The organism is Yaniella soli (assembly GCF_054782375.1).
In genome coordinates this window covers 115859-138725 of record NZ_BAAGSP010000002.1, presented here as the reverse complement: position 1 = coordinate 138725, position 22867 = coordinate 115859, and the positions used below count along the sequence as shown (strand labels likewise).

The following is a 22867-nucleotide window of genomic DNA, read 5'->3' as shown; positions in this document are numbered from 1 at the left end:
GGCTACCTCCGTGTCTGGGTTGTCGTATCTGGGGCAAGCCGGAACACAATAGTTGTCCGACCGGCGGTAATAATATCACCGTGCTGCAAATCTACCGTGTTTGCCGCCTTTTGCCCGTTGACGTAAAAACCATTGGTCGAACCCATGTCCACCGCTGAAACACGGTCGCCTGCCACCGTGATTTGGAGGTGTCGACGCGACATGCCCGGGTCAGCAACTGTTATATCAGCCTCTGATGAACGCCCGATCACTGCCGCTGAGGAATTGATGGCATACCGGGTGCCCTCGATCTCGACGACGGGACGCCAGTCGGTGCGATCCACTTGGACGTTGGGATCCGTCATTTCTGCGGGTGGTTGTACCGCAGGTGACGAGACCTGTTTATTGGCCGAATATGAAATGGGCTGGCCCGGATCAATATCCTCGGCAGTCTCGTTGCTCGACTCGATTTCCATCTGGCCGGTTTGTACTTCTTCATCGGCAACAAAGGTCACTCTGACGGGACCAGATAACGAATAGCCCTGCACCGAGGCATGTCGGATTGCCTCGTTGCACAACTCTTCGGCTAGGGCCCGTCCCCACTGTTGAACCTGCGTGAAGTCTTCTTCGGAAAACGCGATCGTATACACATTGGGAACCAGAGTGCGATCCTGGGAAATGGTGGCGGCCCGGTGATCCATTTCAACGCGCATCGCATTGGTCACCTCAACCGGCTTGATCCGTTTTGAACTACCAGCCGAGAAGATTTTGCGCACGGAACGTTCGAGAGCGTTCTCCAAGCCATCCAAGATGCCCAACTCGGCACTCCTTCCGATGTGTTCGAGGTAGTTAACCGGTAAATACTCAACAGTAGTTCTGCGCCGGAAATTTGTCACATGCATTTTCATTTTCGCATATCAGTCACAGCATTACACGAAGCCGGAAGTCAACGCCATATTTCCGCTCTTATTCAGTACGCCGATTCGCGTTGACTGTGTATTTGTGTTTATACTATAGATCGTGCTTAGCGCAGATGCTGGGCACAAGTCACTCGCGCGAGTGGCGGAATTGGTAGACGCGCTGGCTTCAGGTGCCAGTGTCTTCACGGACGTGGGGGTTCAAGTCCCCCCTCGCGCACAGACACAAAACAGCCTCTGATTCGGATCCGCTCCGAGTCAGAGGCTGTTTTTTATTTTCGGGCACTGAATACAGATAATTGAGATTGCGGTCGCTAATGCCTTTTATGATCTGGGCATGATCGAGATTGCAGAAGATGAACCACTCACCGTCCAGGAACTCGCTCTGTTTCAAGCGGGCGGGCGAGCATGGGTTTCGACGGATGAGAGCGATCAACCTGTTGCCTATATGTTGCTTCAGCGCGTGGACAACTGTGCCCACGTGGAACAAGTTTCAGTTCATCCCGATCATGCCGGAAGAAGACTCGGACAGGACCTGATCGAGTTCGCCGCCTCCTGGGCAGATCATTACGATCTGGCCGGGGTTACACTGACGACCTTCCAACATGTCCCCTGGAACGCTCCCTATTACAGGCGTTTAGGTGTAGTTCCTCGGGAGGTTGTAAACACTCGCGGTAGGAAGAAGACCTCCGGTAAGGATGGGGTTTACCACAACACTCATCGAACCGGAGGTCTTCATGTTCCACCCTAATGCACCATTAACCGCTGAAGGTCGTCGCCGTCTTGCCGTGCTGATCGTCGATGACGGTTGGACAATTCGACGAGCTGCGGAACGCTTCCAAGTCGCACCAGCAACGGCGTCGAAGTGGGCCAAACGCTACCGGGCTGGTACCGCATTGACGGATCGTGGCTCGCGGCCACAGCACAGCCCGGGCCGTACGCCGGTCAGGACCGAACGTCGGATCATCGGGCTGCGATTTCGGCGTCAGTGGGGTCCGCACCGGATCGGCTACCACCTGGGTGTTCCACGCTCCACTGTGGGTCGGGTGCTGGATCGGTATCGGATGCCGCCGTTAGCCTATCTCGATCAGGCCACCGGGCTGCCAGTGCGCAAGCCCAAACCCATTCGGTATGAAAAGACCACACCGGGTGAACTGGTGCATGTAGATATCAAAAAGCTTGGTCGCATCCCCGATGGTGGTGGCCACCGCAAACTCGGCGCGGCTGGCCGCAAAAACAACGGCTACGGCAACAAGGGGCGAGGCTATTCCTTTTTGCATCATGCGGTGGATGACCATTCGCGGCTGGCCTATTCCGAAATTCTGGCGGATGAACGCCAAGAAACCGCCACCGGCTTCTGGCAACGAGCCCACGCATTTTTCGCCCAATCAGGAATCACTGTTACCGCGGTGATGACTGACAATGGAGCGTGCTATCGGTCCCGGCTGTTCAATGACACCCTGGGCGCCAATATTAAGCATCGCTATACCAGGCCTTACCGGCCCCAAACCAACGGCAAAGTCGAACGCTTCAACCGCACCCTGGCCCAGGAATGGGCCTACGCTGAAACGTACCGCAGCGATGAGGACCGAGCAGCTACTTACATCGACTGGCTCCACCAGTATAATTACCACCGACCCCACACCGGCATCGGTGGTCTCACACCCTCACAACGTGTTCACAACCTCACGGGGAATTACATTTAGGCTTCCGGGGTTTAGAGATTGGGGAGCTCACGACCGGTCTGCGCGCTATCCGTGTTCATGAAGCTACGCTTGGTCTGGATAAATGGCCTCGTGTGGCAATGAGAAAAGATGTCATTGTGAACCATGGCCGGACTGTGTAGTTTACGGATTTAGCGCGCTCGGCATGGTCAGGAGAATAGTGGCCACACTTGCCTGAGACTTTGAGCTGCAACGGCTGTTATCAGCCGTTGCAGCATGCGGTAGTCAAAATCCGGGCGTAGACACAGGGGTTTGGTTACCTCTTCTATGTCTCGCGCCCCCTGGCCGGTTTCTGGAGAGTCTAATTCCACGAGGTCGAACACGCGGTGAAGGTCATCATTGAGGTCTCGAATGAAAACAGGTTCGTGGTGAGTGATGAAATTCCGGAGTTACGTATTTTCTAAATATCGTGACGAAGAACTGTCCTGAGTAGGACCTCCGCCCAACGTCGGACGGAGGTCTTGTCAGCTAAGGCCGGTAGATGCACAACAGGAAGTTGCATTGTGTTGAAAGCGACATTGCTTTTGTGTGTGGTGGGCGCGTTTTTAGGCGGCGGTGGGACAGGCGATGTCGACGGTGGTGTGCTCTAGCGCTGGTGGGTCGGTGTTCCATCGTCCGATTTCGGTGATGGGCGGCTTGGTGGGGACCGTGTATTGATGCCCTGTGGGGGTTATTACGGTGAGGTGATCGGGGGTACCGGTATAGGCCCAGCCCCGGTTTTCTTTGCGTTGGTTACACCGCTTACAAAGACCAAGGCCGTTAGCCCAGCTGGTTGTGCCGCCTTTGGCCCAGGGATGGCGATGATCAATGTCTTGCACGGGACTGTTACACCAGGGCGTGGCACAGGTATCGTCACGGATTCTGAGCATTTTCGATAACACCGCCGGGAATCGGCGCCGAACTGCATCTAAGGCGACGAGTTGCCCATCGGCGGCACGAGTATACATACGCCGGATAAACTTCGACGCCTGCGGGTTCGCTAACCAGTCTTTGGTCATGCCTGCTGGGAGCGGGCCCTGGCCCAGGATCCAGCCGGGCAGGTCATCATCACCAAACAGGGTGGTGTCGTTTATGATGACCACAACTTCTGCAGTGACTGCCTTAGCGGTGGTCTGGCCGGTGAGTAATTCTACGAAGGCATCGGCCATCACCTGGTCTCGGCTCAGCTGCTCACCGTTAGTGTCATTGGTCTTTCGGACGGCTGCGAGGCGTTGATTGGTGGTTTTGGTTAACGCGTCCATCACCGCGACCCCTTGATGGGTGGGTAGTTCTGCGGTGACATACACCATGCCTTCGCCGGCTGGGTCTAGACACACCCTGCGCCGGCGGCGCTGATTGTCGGCAGCTCGCTGATCTGCTGCCTCCCGATCCAACCGGTAGGCATGCCCCTGGATAAGGCTGCGTAAACGTGAGCTCGAGGCGTGACCCAGTTTGGTGGCGATGGCCGCATCAATGGCACGTCGGTGGGCGTCAGACAGGTGGTTGGTTTGTTCGGCGACAATCCGGGCATGGTACTCACTGACCTCTCCGGCCTCTAGCGCGGCAAGCGTATGAGGTAGCACGGTGCATAACGCGGTGGCAGTATGCGTCAGCCCAGCGCCGACAAACGGGGATTCGCCGCGGGCTAGGCCGACTTCGGCTTCGATGCCTTTGATCTGCATCGAGGTGGGGATATTGTTCGCGGTCTCTTGGGCTTGGCGTTGCTCCACGAACCGGTGGGTCGCTTTGGCCTGGACCGCTGATAGGGCCCGTTTGGCGCGTTCCATGCACTGGATTCGGTCAATGTTGTCTGCCTCGGTTCCAGCAGGCGGCAGCGAGGCCAGGAAGGTCTCAAATTCCTGCACCTTTGCTTCCACTAACACCGCTGTATCCATACCCCCAACCCTACTGAGGGGGTAGGACAGGATAAGAAAACCGGCTCCCAGTAGACAATGTCTTTCAGGACGTCTTCACAGCAGCGGTGGATGTCTGCCGGGCAGCATAGGATGTTTGCGGCGTCGTTTATTCTAGGTCAACGCGGTAGATTTGGTGCTCGGCGTTTTAGTGAGGAGCTACTCTTCTTTTGCGTTCTGTTCGCTATTGCCGCGCTGGGATGTCTCTCCATTGAGCTGAGGTACGCTATCGAACGTATCAGAAATGTCTAGTTGAACTCTATCGGAAGTGGGCCAGATGAGCGGTGTGGACATTCTGCAACGAATTTGGACTGCGCTGCACGCAGCAACGAAGCAAGGCACCGGATTTACCCTTGGGTTTTTGGGGACTGTCTCGAACGGAGGCGGACCGCGCATCCGTGCTGTGATCCTGCGACGTTTTGACCGATCGCCTGACCGGATCTTCTTCGCAACGCATGCCAGCGCACAGAAGGCCATTGAAATTCGAGACCAGCCGCAGGTAGCGCTCACCCTGCAAGATAATGACAGCGCCTTGCAGCTACGCATTGAGGGGACCGCTAGCGTGGTCGAAGACCCTGCCCAGCGACGAAACGCATGGGAATCACTTGCCCCACATAGCCAGCAGCTTTATGCCTCGCCTGAAGTTCCTGGGAGGCCACTCACACAAAACGTGCACTCCTTGGTCGACGATAGCGAAATGCGATCGGCGTTCGAGCGGTTCGCGTGGATTCGCATTGACCTTGCATGGCTCGACTGGCTGGATCTATCGACTGAACCACAGCAACGATGGCAGTTCAGACTAAACGAGGGGAGCTGGCGGGGACAACGAGTCGTCCCATAATTGTTCCTATTGTTTTAGCTCTTCAATGCTTTCACAACACGTGCGACAGCACGGCCGGTCACAAACATAAATGGAATGCCAACCGCTAACAATGCGATGGTGTTCGGTTCGAATCGGGTCACACCGTCGCGGGTGATATACGCGCCGACAGGTGCGGAGCACCCACCGCCGCCACCGCCTGAGCCCTCGACATTATCATTGTTGGATTGTGGGTTGCCCTCGCCAGCGCCGAAACCGAAACTTGAGACTGCGACCGGCAGGATCGTCGCCCCGTCAAGCTCAATTGGTGCGCCATAAGAGGGCTTCACGCCAACATTTGAAAGTGTCTCTGCCAGTTCTTGTGCGATATTTGCCATGGTGCCCGCCTCATAATGGTCATTTGCGTCAGGAGAACCTGGGCACAAGTATACGTCGGGGCTGCGTACGGCGTCTTGGAAGAGGCCATAGGCAGCCTCTGTCGTAGTTCAACAACTGATCGGCCTGTTGAGGATCGCGGTGACATCCTTGGCTGAGGATTCCGGCGTCTCCGCTGAGTCCAGGTGGGCGCATTCCAATTTTGAGCCTTCGACATCAACATCGGGCACGATGCGAAGTGGTTGTGCACCTGTGACCTGAAAAGTCCGGTGCGGTGTCGCAAGGCTGAGACCGTCGGCTAGGCTGCAGGCATTACGCCCTGTTTTGCTCACCGATCTTGCACAATAGAAGGGAAGCACGCCGTGTCTGTACCACTGAGTATTCTTGATCTCGTCTCAATTTCTGAGGGCTCAACAGCCCGCGACGCGATCAACGCATCAATGAAATCCGCTCGTCTTGCCGATCAGCTCGGATATCGTCGACTTTGGTTCGCCGAGCACCACAACACCCCGAATTTGGCCGCCAGCTCTACTGCGCTGTTGATTTCACAGGCGGCTGGGCACACCGAGACCATCCGCGTGGGATCCGGCGGCGTCATGCTCCCGAACCATGCCCCGCTCATGGTCGCCGAACAGTACGGCACCATGGCCAATATGCACGGGGATCGCATTGATCTGGGTCTGGGCCGCGCTCCAGGCAGGGATATGATGACGGCCCAGGCGCTGAGTCGGTCTTCTGCCGAACCACAAGCGTTTGCCCAAAGTATCTACGATCTGCAGGGCTGGTTTAGTGACAGCGGATCGGCCTATAGTATGCCGATCGTGTCAGCCGTTTCTGCGGGCACCAACGTGCCTATTTGGGTGCTGGGTTCGACTGTCAACGGTGCATCGATCGCCGGCCAATTGGGTCTGCCGTTCTCGGTCGCTTCGCATTTCGCGCCCGATCAGCTGGACCAGGCCATCGGGGTATACCGCGAGTCGTTCAGTGCCGACGCGCCAACCGCACAGTTGGATGAGCCCTACGTGATGGCTGGGATCAACGTCTTTGTGGCAGATACTGATGCTCAGGCGCAGCGTGAGTTCACTGTGGTCGAGCAAATGTTCCAAGATATTTCCTCCGGTCAGCGCCGACTCATTCAGCCACCGGTGGACCCGGATCAGTTGACCGGGAGCGGTCCCGATGGAAACCCCATGCTTCGTATCAAAGCCGTTGGGTCGCCGCAGACGGTGACATCACAGCTCGACGAATTCGTGGAACGTACCGGCGCCGATGAGCTCATCACCGTGACCTACGCGTATGATCCCGCAGCACGTGACCGTTCCTACCAGTTGCTGGCAGATGTCTGGTTTTAGGACAGCAGTGTACCGATTGCTAGTTGACTCCTCGCATGCCCCGCTGCACCGGTCGGACGAGTAACAGCATGAGAACACCGATGCCGATGGTCACTGCTCCCAGGATCCCAAAGTAGGTTCCTTCAGTCTCGGCGGAGTAGAACGTGGCCAGGGAACCGGCAAGCGAGGTGCCCAATGCCACGGACAAGTTGTAGAGCGCGACCATCAATACCGGGTAATGGACCGGCGCCAGTTTTGTGGACAGTGACAGCCCGACGGGCGACACCATGAGCTCTCCCAGGGTGGCGACAAACAGAATGAGGGCGATCCACAACACCGGAACAGAGACGGTTGTGACCATCGGCAAGAACAGCAGGAATGCGGATCCCATCAGAATAATGCCCATACCAAACTTCTTGGGCGTATTCGGCTGTTTAGTGCCCAGCTTGGTCCAGAGCAAAGCGAAGAGTGGCGCGAACGCGATAATGAACACCGGGTTGATGGACTGGACCCATTCGATCGGCATTTCCCAACTGAAATCGCCCCACGAAAAGCTCCGATCCAGGCGGGTATCCGAATAGATGGTGACCACGGTGAACTGCTGCTGAAACAAAGCGAAGAATGCTGCTGAGCCGATAAACAGCGGAATAAAGGCCAGCACGCGGGAGCGTTCGATCGTGGTGACGTTCGACGTGGTCAACAGAAACGCAAAGATCCCGACGGCGGCTACCGCTGCGACCAACACCGTGACGTTCGAGAGGTTCGATGCGTTCACCACGCCGGTGGCTAGCAGGATGCCGATAGCGACCAGCGCGAGGACAACGCCTGTGATCCAGCGCGGGTAGGACGATTTCGGTAACGGATTGGGCACCCGGTGTACGTCGTCGGGCAATTCGCGGCGGCGCCAGAGATATTGCGCCAGTCCTAGGGCCATCCCCAGGGCGGCCAGCCCGAAGCCGAGATGGAATCCCCACTCTTGGCGGGCCAAGCCGGTGAGGAATGGGCCAAACAGCGCCCCGATGTTCACGCCCATGTAGAACAGCGAGAAGCCGGCATCCCTGCGTGGGTCATCGCGCGAGTAGAGCGAGCCGACCAGGTTGGAAACATTGGCTTTGAGTCCACCGGAACCGATGGCCACCAACACCAGCCCGGTGATGAGCCCCGGGATACCGGGGATGAGCGCTAACCCGGTGTGACCTGCCATGATCAACACGGCACTCCAGAGCATGGCTTTCTCGGAGCCAATCAACCGGTCGGCAACCCAGCCGCCGATGATGCAGAAAACATAGACCATCCCGCCGTAAGCGCCGACCACACCGGTCGCGATGGCTGGATCAATACCAAGGCCGCCACGGTCGGTTTCAAAGTACATGTACAGCAGCAAGATGCCTTGCATGCCATAGAACGAAAACCGCTCCCATAGTTCGACACTGAATAACGTCGACAGGGGTCCCGGCTGACCGAAAAAGGTTCGCTCGGTGCGCGGCGGCTTTGTGGCCGCTGGCGTTGATTCTGAGGTAAGGCCCTGATGCTTCACCCGCGAGACTATACTCCTCCGCGACGGAAACGTTCAATCGTTGTGAATGGAGCGGAAGCGTTTGCGTATTCTGCTGGGTGTTCGTTCTTGTTTGTAGTGTGAGTGCTACAGTGGCCGCGCGACTGCACGTACCGGGGAGCCGTCGAGGCCTTCAACGTTGAGTGGCAGTACGCTCATCCATACCTGCTGGGGGAGCACGGTGAGTCTGCGCAAGTTCTCGACGATCACGCCGTCATTGCCCAACCAGAAATCGTGAACAGGTACCTGATGAGCCTCATCTGAGGTGGGGTCTGGGCTGAGGGTGTCGACGCCGAGGACTCGGGCGCCTCGTTGCCAAAGTTCGTGTGCGAGTTCCGGTGCGATGAACGGGTGCTGCTCACGTAGTTCCTCGTAGAAATATTGGTCCCATCCGGTCGCAATGCACACGATGCCCGGCAGTTCCTCGGGCAACGGGTCTACGTCTTCGTGGCGTATAACCTGTGCCGCAATACCAGCGGTGTGTTCAGTTCGTACTTGGAGAACGTAGGCGGCACCGACGAGTCGCTCGAGGTCGAGTTGATCAACGGTGCGTCCGTGTGGAACCGTGTGCGCCGGGGCGTCCAGATGGGTTCCACTGTGGGTGCCAAACTGCAGGTGGGTGACGGCAGCACCATCGTCTTCGAGTTTCAGCGCTGCGGTGGTCGATACCTGAGGGTCGCAGGGGTACACGGGCATTCCGGTACGTAGGGGATGACTCAAATCGAGCAGTGTCATGTGTACCTCCGATGCGCTGTGAGATCCGGGCGATTGCTAGGCTGATGATGTTCACTCTAAATCGTCGAGGACATCGCACGAAGGATTCGCCATCGCAGATCTGAAGTCGGCAGAAGTATTTCGAACCTTTCTCAAACTTGGTGTCACCTCTTTTGGTGGCCCGGTTGCACACCTCGGATATTTTCGCGATGAACTGGTCGCACGCCGCAAGTGGGTAACCGAACAACAATACGGCCAGCTCGTTGCACTGTGTCAGTTCCTGCCGGGCCCAGCATCTAGCCAGGTCGGCTTTGCGCTCGGTCTGATTCGTGGCGGATACGTCGGTGCGCTCGCAGCCTGGGTCGCGTTTACCTTGCCGTCAGCGCTGCTTTTGGTCTTGTTTGCGATCGGCGCGGTGTCGCTGGATGGTCCGATTGGGCAGGGGCTGATGGTGGGCCTCAAAGCCGTCGCGGTGGCCGTGGTCGCGCATGCGGTATGGGGCATGGCGAAGAACTTGACGCCAGACCTGAAGCGGGTACTCATCGGCGTCGTTGCGATAGCGTTGGCTCTTTTTGTTCCGGGCAATTTCGGCCAACTTGCCGCAATCGCAGTCGGTATTATCGCGGGACTGATCTGGTGTAGAGATCTGCTCACACAAGACGCCGAGGCGCTGTCGCTTCGGGTGTCAAAGCGCGTGGGCATTGGTGCCATGATCGTCTTTGTTGTGCTGTTGGCCGGATTGCCGTTCCTGGCCGCGTTCACAGCGAACGGTTGGGTAGGTGTTACCGATGCGTTCTACCGGGCCGGGGCGCTCGTGTTTGGTGGGGGACACGTGGTCTTACCCCTTCTGCAGGGTGAACCGGTCATTGCCGAGGCCGTGACGCAGGAACAATTCTTGGCAGGATACGGTGCGGCACAAGCCGTCCCGGGACCATTGTTTACGTTTGCCGCATATCTTGGCTTTGAAATGGCCGCCGGGTCGACGGCGTGGCTACTGGCCGCGGTCGCCCTGGTCGCCGTGTTTGTACCGGTCATGTTATTGCTGGTGGCAGCGCTCCCATTCTGGAACGCCGTGCGCAATAACAAGCTCATTCGTGCGGCAATGGCCGGTGCGAATGCTTCGGTCGTGGGTATTTTGACCGCCGCGCTCATCACCCCCGTCATCACTTCAGGGATTACCGGCATCGCGCCGTTGGTCATTGCGCTGAGCTGTTTTCTGTTGCTGATCTTTGCCAAATTGCCAGCGTGGGCCGTCGTGCTCATTGGCGCTATTGCCGGACTTCTTGTCGGTATGACCGAGTTTGGTGTGGCCTGGACCTAGTGGTGTTCGCTCGTTTCGCCATGATGCGGTTGTATGGCGTAGAGTGATCGTAGCCAGCCGGATATCAACTTTTTCCGGTGCCGGCCAGTACCGCGTAGAGCTGCCTTTGTATCGCCGCTGCCGCCAGTGCCAGGGCCGGGTCTATTTTCTTCCACCCGGACGGATTCATTTTTTCATGACTTCATATCAACCTACCGCCAAAAACGGCGGTTCCTCCAACGCGCTTTCTTCCGACGCCCCAGCAAACGGCTTTACCAAACTCGGGCTACCAGAAGGCCTTGTGAACGCTTTGGCTCCCCAAGGCATCACTTCTCCAACCCCTATTCAAGCCGCAACCCTGCCTGATTCATTGGCGGGACGCGATGTCCTCGGTCGCGGTCGCACCGGCTCCGGTAAAACCTATGCGTTCATGTTGCCCACGGCAGCACGGTTGACCGGCGGACGTGCCGCTCAAGCACGTCGTCCTCGGTCACTTGTGTTGGCGCCCACCAGGGAACTCGCACTCCAGCTGGCTGAGTCGTTTGAACCGCTCAGTGCCGAAACCGGACTCTCTTCGACCACGATCTTCGGTGGCGTGGGCCAGAACCCACAGGTGAAAGCCTTGCAGCGCGGTGTCGACGTGCTGGTCGCTTGCCCCGGCCGGCTGTTGGATCTCATTGGACAGGGCCACGTCGACCTCTCGGGCATCGAGATTCTCATCATCGACGAAGCTGACCACATGGCTGACATGGGCTTTTTGCCGATGGTCCGTCGCATTCTTGACCAGGTGCCTGCACACGCGCAGAAGATGCTGTTCTCGGCCACACTGGATGCCGGCGTGGGCGTACTGGTCAACAAATATCTTGAGAATCCAGTCGTCCACGAAGCCGATTCAGCAGCTTCCCCGGTGGCAAAAATGGACCACCACGTGCTGACAGTCGATGGTGACGACCGTTTGAGCGCATTGACGAGTATTTGCGCGGCGCAGGGCCAAACCATTGTGTTTACGCGTACCAAGCACGGTGCCAAGCGTGTTGCCAAGCAGCTTCGTCAGCGCGGTGTGGCCGGCCTGGAGTTGCACGGTAACCTCTCGCAAAATGCGCGCACGAGGAACCTCAAGGCATTTCATGACGGGACGGCTACCACCCTGGTGGCAACTGACATTGCGGCTCGCGGTATCCACGTTGACGACGTCGCCCTTGTGGTGCATGCCGATCCGCCTGCCGAGCACAAAGCGTATTTGCACCGTTCAGGCCGTACCGCGCGCGCGGGTCAGGCCGGCACTGTAATTACGCTGGCGTCCACTCAACTGCAGGGTGAGGTGCGCCAGCTCATGAAGGCCGCCAAGATCAAACCAACGGTGCACTCCAATGGCGCCTCGGATGAGGTCTTGCATCAGCTGGTTCCAGGCGAGCGCTCATTTTTGGCGCCGGCTGAAATCGAAGACCGCTTGGCTATTGTGACACCTCTCCCGCAAAACGGGCAGCGCAGTAAACAGCAGAATTCCAAGGGCCAAAGTCGCAATGCCCGTGGTCGCAGTGGCGGTCAGCGCAGCGGTGGTCAACGCGGTGGCCAAGGTTCTCGAGGCCGTGGTGGTCAACGCAATAGCAGTCAACGCGCTAGCGCGGGCGGACGCCCCGGGAACCGCCGCAGTAGTTCGCCAGGGTCGTCCCGCGGCTAAGCCGTTCGGCGCCACTTCTTATTGAGGTGAACCAGGTTGCTGCGGTGGCTGATACCCACCGAATTGTTGTGACCCACCAGGGTGGCCGCTCTGCGGGTAGCCACCTTGGTGCTGGCCGTAACCACCCTGTGGATACTGGCCAGGCTGCTGATGCGCAGTGGCCTGGTATGGCTGCGGTTGAGCAGCCCGTGGCTGCGTCGCTGATGGACCTGCTTCGATGCGTGCGGCCAAGTACAGCATGGCCCCGGCAAGGAGTACCAGCGCCATAAAGATCAACCACACAACCGAGAAGCTGCTACCGCGCGTGCCCAGGAACCCGATGAGTGTGAAACACCGTGCCAACAGGGCAAAACCTGCGCCAATACTGACGACGATGAACGAATACCGCATCCACTTCGATGGTAGGAGCAGTTCCAACACGGCAAGTGCGACCGTGGCGATGAGCAACAACAGGATCACCCAACCGCCTGCGGCCACATGCGACATGTCCGCCAGGGCATAGGCCGTTGTAGACGGGGTGAAGAAGAACCCGAAGAGGCTCAGGAATGCGGCGCCGCCAGCGACGAAGAGCCCCCACGTACCTCGGTCGCTCATGTCGATCTTCGAAGCGTTGCGTGGTGAGGCCCCGAACTGGGGTTGACCGTAGTACTGCTGTGACTGGCCAAAGCCCGGCTGCTGTGGTTGACCGAATGGTTGCTGTCCGGTTTGGGCATATCCAAAGGACTGTTGACCAGAGTGCTGTTCGCCGCTAGTGGGTTGCTGGTTCCACTGAGGTTCTTGCTGTGCTGGCTGCTCAAATGGTGACGGCTGACCAAAGGGCTGTGGCTCCGACTGGGGAGACGACGCACCGGGTGATGGTTCTGCACCACCCCAGGCCGGTTGGGCGGTCTCGGAATGGGACTCTGGTTCGCCAAATGCTGTAGTCGGTTCATCGCCGGGTTGAATCGGATTCTGGAACCAACCGCCAGCCGGTGTTTCTGCTTGCTGCTCACTGGTCGAGCCGCCGGAGGGTTGTGCCCAGGCAGGTGCAGAGAATTGTTCTGGTTCGGCCGCTGTAGCGGGATCTGTGCCTGCCGCTGGTTCAGTCGCCTCGTCGTCAGCGGGCTCGTCGACCGGCTCTTGTGTCGGCTGAGAAGGGGCCTGGGCGGCTTGTTCCGCTTTGCGATCGCGGATCCAATCGGCTAAGCCGGGGTACACATTGGGGTGTTGCAAAATCTCATCCCACAGCTGCGGGTGGGTTTGCGCTAATTCTTGGAGCCGTAGCGGTTCGACCGCTGGATCGGACAGATCCACCGGTTCATGTGAAGACGAATTCGTCATGTGCAGTGTCCTTTGAGATCAGCAAGACGTGTGTGAGTTCAGTTGTTCGGTGTCACAGCGCTACACGCATGGCAGGCAGAATGTGTGCGTCGACGCCACACTAAAAGTCTAACCGAGCCGCGTATATTGCCATACTCTAAGTAGCCGCGGCGTGTGGGCTACAATGCGATGATGCACACGTCACGTTGTGGCAGGTAACAGTTGCATATATTTTAGGCGGGGGTCCAGCGGAACCCCTGCGACGTATTGTATGAGTGGAACATATGGCTGACGAACACGACCCCAACCTCGACGCGTCCCAGCACGACGACGAGGACACTGTAGAGCAGAGTACCCGCGACACCGAGGCGCCGGAAGAGGCTACCCCGGATGAGCTGGACGCGGAGACGCGAATGCTGCAACAAATTGCTGCCTTGCGTGAAGGGGACCAGCCCGTGGCAAACGCTGACCAGGAACAACCTGGTGAAGACGCTACTGATACCGCCGCCACTCCCAGTGCCGAAGATGAGACCGAAAAAACCAAAATGTTCACACCGATTGCCGCGTCCGGTGCTGCTGCCAGCGCCGGATCGGGAGCCGGTGATGGTCGTGACGACGAGGTGAAAGGGCCGCGCAAGAAGCGTCGTTGGCCGTGGATTGTGCTCGTAGTCATTGTGCTGTTGGGCGCCGGATACGTTGCGACCGCATTTGCCACCGAAGACAGCCTGCCAGCAAGCCTGACCGTGGAGGGAGTGGACGTTTCGGGCTTGTCCCTCGAAGAGGCCGCCCCGGTACTGGAGGAGGAACTTGGTGCTCGTGCATCGCGTGAACTGACTGTCACCGCCGCGGATGTCGAAGCCGCCATCGTGCCGGCTGATTCCGGCTATGCCTACGACGTAGACGCCACGCTGGACGATCTGACGGATCTTACCTTCGATCCAGTGGAAATATGGGGTCGTCTTTTCGGGGAAGCACACGTTTCAGCGGTCACCTCCGTTGACGAGTCTGCTGCTCAAGAGGCCGTTGCCGGCCTGAGCGAACAGTTGACCTTTGATCCCACCGAAGGCTCGGTGACGTATGAGGGCGACACTCTCGAGTATGCGGAGCCCATCGATGGTTTCACCGTCGACGCCGAACAGCTCTCCCAGCAGCTCAATGACACCTGGCTGAGTGAAGAAACTGAAATCGAGGCCCCCGGGGATGCTGAAGACCCAGCAGTCTCTGGTGAACAGTGGGAGCAGTTTGTCGCCGCCACAGCCCAGCCGTTGATCGATGACACCTATACCGTCACAGCCGACGATACGAGCACCGAACTGGCGCCAGCTCAGCTCGGCGCGGCGGCAGAGGTCACGGTTGCAGAAGGCGAAGAAGGTGACTCTCCAGTGCTCAGCCTCGATGGAGAAGCACTGACAGATTCTCTGGCCGAAAATAATGCTGAATTTGAATCCACGAACCAGGACGCCACGGTCGAACTTACCGGTGCGCCTGGGTCAGGACAGCCTGAGGTCGTCCCCGGTTCATCGGGTAGTGGTGTCGACGGTGAACAAGTGGTCGATGAGATTCTGGCCGACCTCAATGCGGAAGAAACAACGCGTGCCATCACGGTGGATCTGCACGAAGTTGAACCCGATGTGACCACCGAGGAAGCCGAAGCCTGGGATGTCAATCACGCGGTGGCCGAATACGCCACACCGTATCCAGCCTCCGATGGTCCACGTACCGCAAACCTGGAAGTTGGTGTGAGCCGGATCAACGGAACCGTCGTCATGCCCGGCGAAGAGTTCAACCTCAATTCCCTCCTCGCCCCCGTCACGGAAGCCAACGGCTACCATTCGTCGGGCGTCGTGGAATCCGGTGTCGCGACGAACGCGGTCGGTGGTGGCCTATCACAGATCGCCACTATGTCCTACAACGCCGGCTTTCTTGGCGGAATGGAAATTGTCGAGCACAAACCACACTCACGCTGGTTCGAACGCTACCCCCAGGGACGAGAATCCACCTACTGGGAGGGTCAAGTAAATGTCCGCTGGAAGAACGATACCGACGCACCGGTGATTGTCGAAATGTGGCTTGCCGGATCGCAAGTACACACCCGGCTGTGGGGTTCGGATTACTATGATGTTTCGACGACGACGTCGGATCCGTATAACTACACTCAAGCCCCAACTATCCACAACACCGATGACGAATGTACCCCGGAAACCGGCGGACGCCAGGGCTTCACCGTCGACGTGCACCGCAGCAAGACGCCACCTGAAGGTTCAGCAATTCAAGAATCTTGGAGCTGGGCCTACTCCGGTTGGCCAACCGTCATCTGCGACTAAACCTCGGTGACGACCGGCGTCACCCACACCGCATCAACCGCCGCCGGGCCGAGTGTCAGCTGCGCGTCAGGGGCGACCAAGGTGACCGTATCCGAAAACGGGGCGCCCTCGGCTAGCTCGACAATCGTGCCGTGAGCGACACCCTGCGAAGCAAAATACTGCAACAGCGCCGGATCATCATCGGAGATCCGCTCCACCGAAGCCTGCACCCCGACCCCAAGATTCGTCAACGAAATCGCCGTGAGCCGTTCGACGCTGCCATCGGCGCTAGGTATCGGATCACCGTGCGGATCACGATTCGGATGCCCAAGGTACTCCGCGATCTTGTCGACCATAAAATCCGAGATCGCGTGCTCTAGAACCTCTGCCTCATCATGCACCTGATCCCACGTATACCCCAGCGCTTGCACCAAAAATGTTTCTAACAGCCGATGACGACGCACCATATCAATGGCATGCACGCGTCCGGTCTCGGTCAGCTCAATCGAGCCATACGGGGCATGATCAATCAACCCCGACCGACGCAACCGCCGCAGTGCATCCGATGTCGTCGATAACGTCACCCCGACCCGCTGGGCAATACTGGTCGCGGTGATCTGTTCATCCGACCATTCTTGCGCAAGCCAAATGGCCTTCAAATAGTCCTGGGTGGAATCGGAAAGTTGCTCGATCGACATAGTTCCTAAGGTACCAAGTTCGCACCAGATCCGCCGACTAGACAAAGTATTTCAAATCTGGAATACTTTCGTGTTGGAAGATGTTGTAAAGAATTACGTGGTGCCCACCCGAGAACAGACCACATGGCATCACAAGATCTCAATTGAAGGAATGTACAAAATGGCTAACGTCACCCCAGGCAAATGGACACTCGATACTTCACACTCTGAAGCAATGTTCAGCGTCCGTCACGCCGGAATTTCCCGTGTTCGCGGTAACTTCGAAGAGTTCTCCGGAACCGCTACCTTCACCGATGACTTGAACGGTTCCGTTGTTGAAGCCAACGTGCAGGCAGACTCGATCAACACCCGTAACGAAGGCCGCGACGAGCACTTGCGTTCAGCAGACTTCTTCGACGCCGAGAACCACCCAGTGTTGAAATTCGAATCGCTCGAAGTTGCCAACTTCGACGGTGAAAGCTTTGACCTCAACGGCAACCTGACCATTCGCGGCGTCACCAAAGCCGTGAACTTCAAGGGCGAATTCGGCGGTCAGACTGTTGACGTCTTCGACCTGACCCGTGCAGGTTTCGAAGCCACCGCCGAAATCTCCCGTGAAGAATTCGGTCTCACCTGGAACGCTGCGCTCGAAGCAGGCGGCTTCCTGGTATCCGACAAAGTGCGCATTACCCTTGACGTTTCCTTCACCAAAGACGAAGAGTAAGCGACAGACGCTCAGTCTCTAAGACGTCGACGCCGCCCGGCAATCCAGTCACGGATTGGCCGGGCGGCTTGTGTTAACGGCGCTTGGCGGTGCGTTAAACTGGACCACTATGAGTGACCAGCCTGCAGAGACCTTATTTTTATCCACGATTCCCGGTGCCACACCATCCAAATGGATTCATCGATACTCCGCGCGCGGATCAAATGTGCAGTTGGTAACCCAGGACGAACAATCTCAAACGCTATTCCTACAACCCCACGACCCGCCGCGGTATCTACCGCAACTCGGGTATGTGCGCTGGCGAGCGGATCAATCGTGGCAGGAACTCATGCAGGCCCACGGTCTGGAACCAGTAGAGCTGCACCTGGTCCGGCTCTACGACGAGGACCCGGTCATTATGGTTTCAAAAGATCATCTCTTGGGCGCCTGGACCGACGATGACGGTGACGTCTCTGCCGCAGATCTTGAAGATGAGACCTTTTGGGATCCGGGTGACTATTCCTCCGAGCCGGTCGTTGATCCGATCGATGCCCCCGAACAGGTCGGCGCAGGTGAACGAATGGCCATTCAACTGGCCGCCACGGGTTCGGGCTACACCCTGCTGCCAGCATCGGTAGCGCGCATGTTCGGGCAAAAAGATCTCATCGTGCTCCCGACCGACATCCATCCCGGTTGGGAGGTCGGGCTGGCCTGGCGAAAAGCCGCCGACTCGGAGTTGATCCAGGATTTTATCGGTGTGACCAAAGGCCGCCGTCCACGTTCAAGCCGGTAGCAGGCAGGCCTCGGTCGAATTAGCCCAAGCGGCCGGGGGCTACCGCCGCTGGGGCATCCTCATCATCCTCGATCGGTTCGGTGTCCCGCCAACGAGCAATCGCCGTCATGAGGTGATAAATGACCAACACCGTGATGGTTCCCAGAGCGATCCCGCCGAACTGCATGCCGGCTACATCGATGATCGGGTCTGCTATCGCGACGATCAAGCCCGCACCAGCGGCCATCACATTGATGGTGTTGGAGAAATCGACACGATTATTGACCCAAATGCGGGCACCCATAATGCCGATCATGCCGTACAGAATAATGCCGGCACCGGCGGCCACTCCCATAGGGATGGTGGCGATCAGCGCCCCGAATTTCGGGAAGAAGGCCAGGCTCATCGCCACAATCCCGGCGACCCAATATGCGGCCGTAGAGTAAATACGCGATGATGCCATCACACCGATGTTCTCGGCATAGGTTGTGGTGCCCACGCCACCACCGCTACCCGACAACATTGTGGCAACGCCGTCGGCGATCAGGGCCCGCCCGTTCTGTGGGTCCAGGTTGGTGCGCGTCATCAAGCCCACGGTGCGCACATGCCCAATGTTTTCTGCCACCAGCACGAAGACGACGGGCAGAAAGAGGAAGAGCACATCGAATCGGAATTCCGGGGCGTGGAAGGCCGGTAGACCAAGCCACGAGGCATCCAGCACCGGCTGAAAATCAATCTCGGCCTGAGCCAGTGCCAACAGGTACCCCGCGACAATACCCAAAAGAATGGATAGCCGTCCGAGGAAACCGCGAAACAGCACCGCCGTGATGACTACGGCCGCCGTTGTGCCGAACGTGGTCCATGGGACCTCGACCATGCCCTGTGTAGTCGCGCTGGCCAAGTTCAGCCCAATTAACGCCAGAATCGTGCCCATCACAACCGGCGGCATGACCGCATGAATCCAGCGGGTGCCAGCCTTGTGCACGATGAACCCGACGATGGCCAGTGCCGCACCGGTGATGATGATGCCACCGGACGCAACCGCCATCGAATGCATCGACGTGGCCGCAATCATGGGAGCGATGAATGCAAATGACGAACCCAGATAACTTGGGACTTTGCCTTTAGTGATGAGCAGGAACAACAGGGTGCCCACCCCGGAGAAGAACAGAGCCGCGGTCGGTGGAAAACCAGTCAGGGCCGGCACCAGCACCGTGGAACCAAACATTGCCATCACATGCTGTAAACCGATGCCTATGGTGTGGGGCCACGCCATGCGCTGATGAGGTTTGACGACCTGGCCGGCACCGATGGTTTTCCCGTCGCCATGGATATCCCAGGTCAGACCCAAGCGTTTGTGGAAAGATGATGCCATGGCAGGCTCCTATAGAAGGCGGTATTCGTTGCGAGCAAGACTTTACCAACAGATGACCCATCCCAGACCAAATCGCGATACGATCTCTTGGTAAGGAAAGGACTCACTGCATGCCTGAGCGTTTGGCGCCGCACGGTGCCGAAGTGGAGCGGGACGCCATCGGCCACCCGCTGGCGAAACCACAACTAATTGCCACAGATTTAGACGGGACCATCATCCCGTATACCGAAACCCATACCGGTTACGTTTCGCCCCGGACCCTGGCAGCCCTGACCGCCGCACACGATGATGGGATCGCCGTCGCATTTGTTACCGGACGTCCCATGCGCTGGATGTGGACCCTAGCCCCCGTCCTTGGGCAGATGGGCCCGGCGATCGTCTCCAACGGTGCCATTATTTACGATATGAATAGCGATACCGTGCTGGAGGCCCACCCGATGGACCAGCACCTCGTCGCCGAGGTCACCCACGAGCTGCGCAGTCTCTATACCGGCGCCATTTTCGCCGCCGAAACGCTCACCGGGCTGATCACTGAGCCGGAATTTATTCCGGAGCGCACCCGAACACGGGATCGTTACGGTGAACTCATTGCATCGGCCACCGATGAGCCCGTTGAATCGGTCGCGGTGCGTTCTGCACGCCGCATCGAAGCCGAGGTGATTACCGATCATCTAACCGACCACCCGGACGTGGTGAAACTGATGATCAAAGTCGTCGGCCATGATCCCGATGATCTCTTGCGTACCGTGCGAGCCCATTTTGGAGATCGTGTCCAAGTCACCCACTCGGCGCCCGGTATGGCACTGCTCGAGATATCGCGCGGCGACGTGCATAAGGCCTCCACCCTGGCCGATTATGCGGCAAGCCTGGGTGTCCACGCCAATGATGTTGTCGCCTTCGGGGATCAACGCAATGACGAGCAAATGTTGCGCTGGGCTGGCAGTTCATATGCGGTGAATTCAGGGCACCCGGACTTATTCGACCAGGCCGATGTTGTCGCGCCGGCATGCGATGACGACGGGGTGGCCAAGATGATCGAACACCTGCTCACCGTGCCCAGCTAGCGAAATAACTCGGCGCACCGCGTCGGCTGGCCGGTGGCAAAATACTCGACCAGATCCGCCTGCTGCGTACCCGAGAGCTCCTCGGGCAACGTGCACGAAGCAATGTTTTCAGCCGGTACATGCCGCAAGGATTTCGCCAATTCGGTGATCCGGCCGGTATCGAGGTCTTGATCAGCTGCAACATACGGTGTCAGGGCGCTGGCCATGGAGTTCAATCTGCCTGGATCTCGGGTATCCAGGGCCTCCTGTAACACTGAAGACCAGACGTCTTGTGCTTGCAGTGCTTCGGGATTCGCCAACAGTTCTTCTGCGGTGACTTGCGCGTCGTCCAGCTCAGCCATAAATTCCAGATCCCACAGCATGACATGCTCCATGCGTGCCCCCGTGAGGTCTTCGACCTCGGCGACGGTTGCTGCAGCGTCATCAATATTTGACACATGAGCGCTCTGGGTGGGGAAGTTGACCACATCGATGCGACGCCGTCCGTCGGCAAGATGAAAAACCGACAACGTGTGTACGCTATCGGCAGCCTCACCAAAGACCAAAAAGTTGACCGCGCTGCGGTGCTCATCAGATGCTTCGGGCCGGTGCTCTTCTTCGGGGAACGGATCGTCGATCACGGCTAACGGCTGCAGACTGGACCGAATTGTGGAGTACGCTACCCACGCGGCACCGGCAAACAGTGCCAGGACAATTACCCAAACCCAAACCGTTTTCCGTCGCGACGCAGCAGCCATGGCAAAAGTCTAGCTGACATGGTTCAGGGTGGCTTCACAAGTGGCGCTGCGAAGTGACGTACGGTGGAATCTATGACCACTGGCGCCCAAGAGTCGTTGACCGCCCGGATCACGCAGCTGCGAACATTCGCCGCCACCCGGGCGACCCATTCGCGTGCCTTCCGCATGGACCAACTGCGCGGTCTGCGCGAACTCTTCGAAGACTATGCCACAGATATTCAGGACGCGCTGTGGCAAGACATCGGCAAATCGGCTGCCCAAACCGATCAAACCGAATTCGTCCCGGTCAAAGACGAAATCTCCTATGCGATGCTGCATTTGACCGACTGGATGGAACCCGACAGGCGGTCGATTCCCTATGCGTTGCGTCCCGGGAAAGCCATGGTGAAAGCGCGGCCGCTTGGTACCGTGGGAATTGTAGGTCACTGGACGCACCCGTTCTACACACTGTTGGCGCCACTGGTTGGCGCGGTGGCCGCAGGCAACTGCGTGGTGCTCAAGCCGTCCATGCGGTCCCCAAAAACCGCTCAACTGTTGGGTACCATCCTGCCCGAGTATCTCAATCCGCGCTCCATCGTCACGGTCACCGGTGGAGTCGGTGCCCTCGAAGAGTTGGCCAGCCAAGAGCTCGACCATCTGTTCTACACCGGGTCCGAATCGACCGGTCGCCGCGTCTATCAACTCGCCGCGCAGCAACTGACCCCCGTGACCTTGCAACTGGGAGGAAAATCGCCGCTGATCGTTGCGGACGGTCACGACTGGAAAACCATTGGACGGCGCATTGCCTACGGGAAATTCTCGAATGCGGGCCAAAACATTGTCAGCCCCGACTACCTGGTCGCGGTGGGTCACGACGTCGCAGCAAAAGTCCAAGACGCCATCATCGATGCGGTCGAAGAATTCTATGGCTCCAATCCCGGTGAGGCACAACAGTTCGGACGGATCATAACGCCCGAACATACCGAGCACCTCGTCGAACTCATTCAAGCCACCGTCAAAGGTGCGGTTGGTGCGACCCCGGCCCGTCTGGTCCACGGCGGCAAATACAACATCGAATCGGCATACCTGGCCCCAACTATCCTTGCCGATGTGCACCCCAACTCCGCGATCATGCGGGAACAAGTGCTGGGTCCCATCCTGCCGATACTCGTCGTGGATACCTATGACGAAGCCCTGGAATTCGCCAACTCCATGCCGAACGCCCCGGCCGCCTACCTGTTTTCAGAACGACGTCGGATTCGGCGGGATTTTATGCATCGCATCAATGCTGGCGCGGCCGTCATGAACGCGACCGCGATACAAACATCCCTGCCGGCGCTACCCCGTACCGCCACCGGCGACGCAGGATTCGGCTCGTGGGGCGGGTATGAGAGTTTCCGACTCTTCTCGCAATACCGCACCCACCTGTATAAGCCGACGCGCTTCGATACGCTCGAAGCCGCCTATCCGCCCGACCCCAAACTGGGCACCCGCTTCATCGACAAATTGAAATAACTCTTCCTGGCTACTGTCTGTCTGCTGTGTGACGGTCAGCAAGGATCCCAAGAAAATCGAGACCAATCGTGCCAGATTTTGGGTTGATATTTGATCCAGGTCTAGTTCGCCTCCGTCAGACCGCGGCGTCGGCCAATCTGCGCGACTGTGGATAA

At 58.2% G+C, this 22867-nt stretch carries 20 protein-coding genes and 1 tRNA gene; 12 read left to right on the top strand and 9 right to left on the bottom strand.

Annotated elements, in window-relative coordinates:
- Positions 1-2: 2 nt before the first annotated feature.
- Positions 3-875: an FHA domain-containing protein gene (locus tag ACYVJT_RS01735; RefSeq protein ID WP_343958619.1), complete on the bottom strand. Its 873-nt coding sequence runs from the start codon at positions 873-875 to the stop codon at positions 3-5.
- Between the two features lie 157 nt (positions 876-1032).
- Here ACYVJT_RS01735 and ACYVJT_RS01730 point away from each other — a divergent pair.
- The 3 genes from ACYVJT_RS01730 to ACYVJT_RS01720 all read left to right on the top strand — a co-directional run bounded on the left by ACYVJT_RS01730 (position 1033) and on the right by ACYVJT_RS01720 (position 2602).
- A tRNA-Leu gene (locus ACYVJT_RS01730) sits at positions 1033-1116 on the top strand.
- A 117-nt stretch (positions 1117-1233) separates the two neighbouring features.
- Positions 1234-1647, top strand: a complete 414-nt coding sequence (locus tag ACYVJT_RS01725; RefSeq protein ID WP_343958621.1) for a GNAT family N-acetyltransferase — start codon at positions 1234-1236, stop codon at positions 1645-1647.
- Positions 1634-2602: an IS481 family transposase gene (locus ACYVJT_RS01720; RefSeq protein ID WP_343958623.1), complete on the top strand. Its 969-nt coding sequence runs from the start codon at positions 1634-1636 to the stop codon at positions 2600-2602. Before ACYVJT_RS01725 ends, ACYVJT_RS01720 begins: the two co-directional genes overlap by 14 nt.
- Before the next feature lie 563 nt (positions 2603-3165).
- Here ACYVJT_RS01720 and ACYVJT_RS01715 read toward each other — a convergent pair.
- Positions 3166-4494 carry an HNH endonuclease gene (locus ACYVJT_RS01715; protein WP_343958625.1) on the bottom strand — a complete coding sequence of 443 codons (1329 nt, stop codon included), beginning with the start codon at positions 4492-4494 and terminating at the stop codon, positions 3166-3168.
- A gap of 304 nt (positions 4495-4798) precedes the next feature.
- Between ACYVJT_RS01715 and ACYVJT_RS01710 the strand changes: the two genes are divergently transcribed.
- On the top strand, positions 4799-5353 hold the full coding sequence (locus ACYVJT_RS01710; protein ID WP_343958627.1) for a pyridoxamine 5'-phosphate oxidase family protein: 555 nt from the start codon (positions 4799-4801) through the stop codon (positions 5351-5353).
- A gap of 14 nt (positions 5354-5367) precedes the next feature.
- On the opposite strand, the gene ACYVJT_RS01705 is transcribed toward ACYVJT_RS01710, so the two are convergent.
- Positions 5368-5709: a spore germination protein GerW family protein gene (locus tag ACYVJT_RS01705; protein ID WP_343958629.1), complete on the bottom strand. Its 342-nt coding sequence runs from the start codon at positions 5707-5709 to the stop codon at positions 5368-5370.
- 360 nt (positions 5710-6069) lie between these two features.
- Between ACYVJT_RS01705 and ACYVJT_RS01700 the strand changes: the two genes are divergently transcribed.
- Positions 6070-7059 (top strand): LLM class flavin-dependent oxidoreductase, encoded by a 990-nt coding sequence (locus ACYVJT_RS01700; RefSeq protein ID WP_343958631.1) that lies wholly within the window; start codon positions 6070-6072, stop codon positions 7057-7059.
- Positions 7060-7078: 19 nt separating this feature from the next.
- Here ACYVJT_RS01700 and ACYVJT_RS01695 read toward each other — a convergent pair whose 3' ends face one another.
- A complete protein-coding gene (locus ACYVJT_RS01695) occupies positions 7079-8575 on the bottom strand; it encodes a peptide MFS transporter (protein WP_343958633.1) in 1497 nt (498 codons plus the stop codon).
- Positions 8576-8680: 105 nt separating this feature from the next.
- The gene (locus ACYVJT_RS01690; RefSeq protein ID WP_343958635.1) at positions 8681-9328 is read right to left on the bottom strand and encodes a cyclase family protein; all 648 of its coding nucleotides are present in this window, start codon (positions 9326-9328) and stop codon (positions 8681-8683) included.
- Positions 9329-9419: 91 nt separating this feature from the next.
- On the opposite strand from ACYVJT_RS01690, the gene chrA reads away from it, so the two are divergent.
- Both chrA and ACYVJT_RS01680 read left to right on the top strand, forming a co-directional pair.
- Positions 9420-10628, top strand: a complete 1209-nt coding sequence (chrA, locus tag ACYVJT_RS01685) for a chromate efflux transporter (RefSeq protein WP_499418039.1) — start codon at positions 9420-9422, stop codon at positions 10626-10628.
- Between the two features lie 175 nt (positions 10629-10803).
- Positions 10804-12288, top strand: a complete 1485-nt coding sequence (locus ACYVJT_RS01680) for a DEAD/DEAH box helicase (protein ID WP_343958637.1) — start codon at positions 10804-10806, stop codon at positions 12286-12288.
- An 18-nt stretch (positions 12289-12306) separates the two neighbouring features.
- Here ACYVJT_RS01680 and ACYVJT_RS01675 read toward each other — a convergent pair whose 3' ends face one another.
- On the bottom strand, positions 12307-13608 hold the full coding sequence (locus ACYVJT_RS01675) for a variant leucine-rich repeat-containing protein (protein ID WP_343958639.1): 1302 nt from the start codon (positions 13606-13608) through the stop codon (positions 12307-12309).
- A 263-nt stretch (positions 13609-13871) separates the two neighbouring features.
- On the opposite strand from ACYVJT_RS01675, the gene ACYVJT_RS01670 reads away from it, so the two are divergent.
- Complete coding sequence (locus ACYVJT_RS01670; protein WP_343958641.1) at positions 13872-15911, top strand: VanW family protein; 2040 nt, start codon at positions 13872-13874, stop codon at positions 15909-15911.
- Here ACYVJT_RS01670 and ACYVJT_RS01665 read toward each other — a convergent pair.
- Positions 15908-16588, bottom strand: a complete 681-nt coding sequence (locus tag ACYVJT_RS01665) for a metal-dependent transcriptional regulator (RefSeq protein ID WP_343958643.1) — start codon at positions 16586-16588, stop codon at positions 15908-15910. The two genes, ACYVJT_RS01670 and ACYVJT_RS01665, sit on opposite strands and share 4 nt — an antisense overlap.
- A gap of 160 nt (positions 16589-16748) precedes the next feature.
- On the opposite strand from ACYVJT_RS01665, the gene ACYVJT_RS01660 reads away from it, so the two are divergent.
- Positions 16749-17291, top strand: coding sequence for a YceI family protein (locus ACYVJT_RS01660; protein WP_343958646.1), 543 nt, complete (start codon positions 16749-16751; stop codon positions 17289-17291).
- Positions 17292-17400: 109 nt separating this feature from the next.
- Positions 17401-18063 (top strand): LysR family transcriptional regulator substrate-binding protein, encoded by a 663-nt coding sequence (locus ACYVJT_RS01655; RefSeq protein WP_343958648.1) that lies wholly within the window; start codon positions 17401-17403, stop codon positions 18061-18063.
- A gap of 19 nt (positions 18064-18082) precedes the next feature.
- Here the strand turns inward: ACYVJT_RS01655 and ACYVJT_RS01650 are convergent, their stop codons facing one another.
- On the bottom strand, positions 18083-19417 hold the full coding sequence (locus tag ACYVJT_RS01650) for a uracil-xanthine permease family protein (RefSeq protein ID WP_343958650.1): 1335 nt from the start codon (positions 19415-19417) through the stop codon (positions 18083-18085).
- 110 nt (positions 19418-19527) lie between these two features.
- Between ACYVJT_RS01650 and ACYVJT_RS01645 the strand changes: the two genes are divergently transcribed.
- Complete coding sequence (locus ACYVJT_RS01645; protein WP_343958652.1) at positions 19528-20481, top strand: HAD-IIB family hydrolase; 954 nt, start codon at positions 19528-19530, stop codon at positions 20479-20481.
- Here the strand turns inward: ACYVJT_RS01645 and ACYVJT_RS01640 are convergent.
- On the bottom strand, positions 20478-21218 hold the full coding sequence (locus ACYVJT_RS01640; RefSeq protein ID WP_343958654.1) for an LCP family protein: 741 nt from the start codon (positions 21216-21218) through the stop codon (positions 20478-20480). The two genes, ACYVJT_RS01645 and ACYVJT_RS01640, sit on opposite strands and share 4 nt — an antisense overlap.
- A gap of 72 nt (positions 21219-21290) precedes the next feature.
- On the opposite strand from ACYVJT_RS01640, the gene ACYVJT_RS01635 reads away from it, so the two are divergent.
- Positions 21291-22712 carry an aldehyde dehydrogenase family protein gene (locus ACYVJT_RS01635; RefSeq protein WP_343958656.1) on the top strand — a complete coding sequence of 474 codons (1422 nt, stop codon included), beginning with the start codon at positions 21291-21293 and terminating at the stop codon, positions 22710-22712.
- Positions 22713-22867: the final 155 nt, after the last annotated feature.

Excerpts from the sequence above, each read along its gene's own strand:
- ACYVJT_RS01665 (WP_343958643.1), bottom strand. The coding sequence starts at position 16,588 with ATGTCGATCGAGCAACTTTCCGATTCCACCCAGGACTATTTGAAGGCC.
- ACYVJT_RS01680 (WP_343958637.1), top strand. The coding sequence starts at position 10,804 with ATGACTTCATATCAACCTACCGCCAAAAACGGCGGTTCCTCCAACGCG.
- ACYVJT_RS01660 (WP_343958646.1), top strand. The coding sequence starts at position 16,749 with ATGGCTAACGTCACCCCAGGCAAATGGACACTCGATACTTCACACTCT.
- ACYVJT_RS01725 (WP_343958621.1), top strand. The coding sequence starts at position 1,234 with ATGATCGAGATTGCAGAAGATGAACCACTCACCGTCCAGGAACTCGCT.
- ACYVJT_RS01640 (WP_343958654.1), bottom strand. The coding sequence starts at position 21,218 with ATGGCTGCTGCGTCGCGACGGAAAACGGTTTGGGTTTGGGTAATTGTC.
- ACYVJT_RS01645 (WP_343958652.1), top strand. The coding sequence starts at position 19,528 with ATGCCTGAGCGTTTGGCGCCGCACGGTGCCGAAGTGGAGCGGGACGCC.
- ACYVJT_RS01705 (WP_343958629.1), bottom strand. The coding sequence starts at position 5,709 with ATGGCAAATATCGCACAAGAACTGGCAGAGACACTTTCAAATGTTGGC.
- ACYVJT_RS01635 (WP_343958656.1), top strand. The coding sequence starts at position 21,291 with ATGACCACTGGCGCCCAAGAGTCGTTGACCGCCCGGATCACGCAGCTG.
- ACYVJT_RS01720 (WP_343958623.1), top strand. The coding sequence starts at position 1,634 with ATGTTCCACCCTAATGCACCATTAACCGCTGAAGGTCGTCGCCGTCTT.
- ACYVJT_RS01650 (WP_343958650.1), bottom strand. The coding sequence starts at position 19,417 with ATGGCATCATCTTTCCACAAACGCTTGGGTCTGACCTGGGATATCCAT.
- ACYVJT_RS01670 (WP_343958641.1), top strand. The coding sequence starts at position 13,872 with ATGGCTGACGAACACGACCCCAACCTCGACGCGTCCCAGCACGACGAC.
- ACYVJT_RS01690 (WP_343958635.1), bottom strand. The coding sequence starts at position 9,328 with ATGACACTGCTCGATTTGAGTCATCCCCTACGTACCGGAATGCCCGTG.
- ACYVJT_RS01655 (WP_343958648.1), top strand. The coding sequence starts at position 17,401 with ATGAGTGACCAGCCTGCAGAGACCTTATTTTTATCCACGATTCCCGGT.
- ACYVJT_RS01715 (WP_343958625.1), bottom strand. The coding sequence starts at position 4,494 with ATGGATACAGCGGTGTTAGTGGAAGCAAAGGTGCAGGAATTTGAGACC.
- ACYVJT_RS01675 (WP_343958639.1), bottom strand. The coding sequence starts at position 13,608 with ATGACGAATTCGTCTTCACATGAACCGGTGGATCTGTCCGATCCAGCG.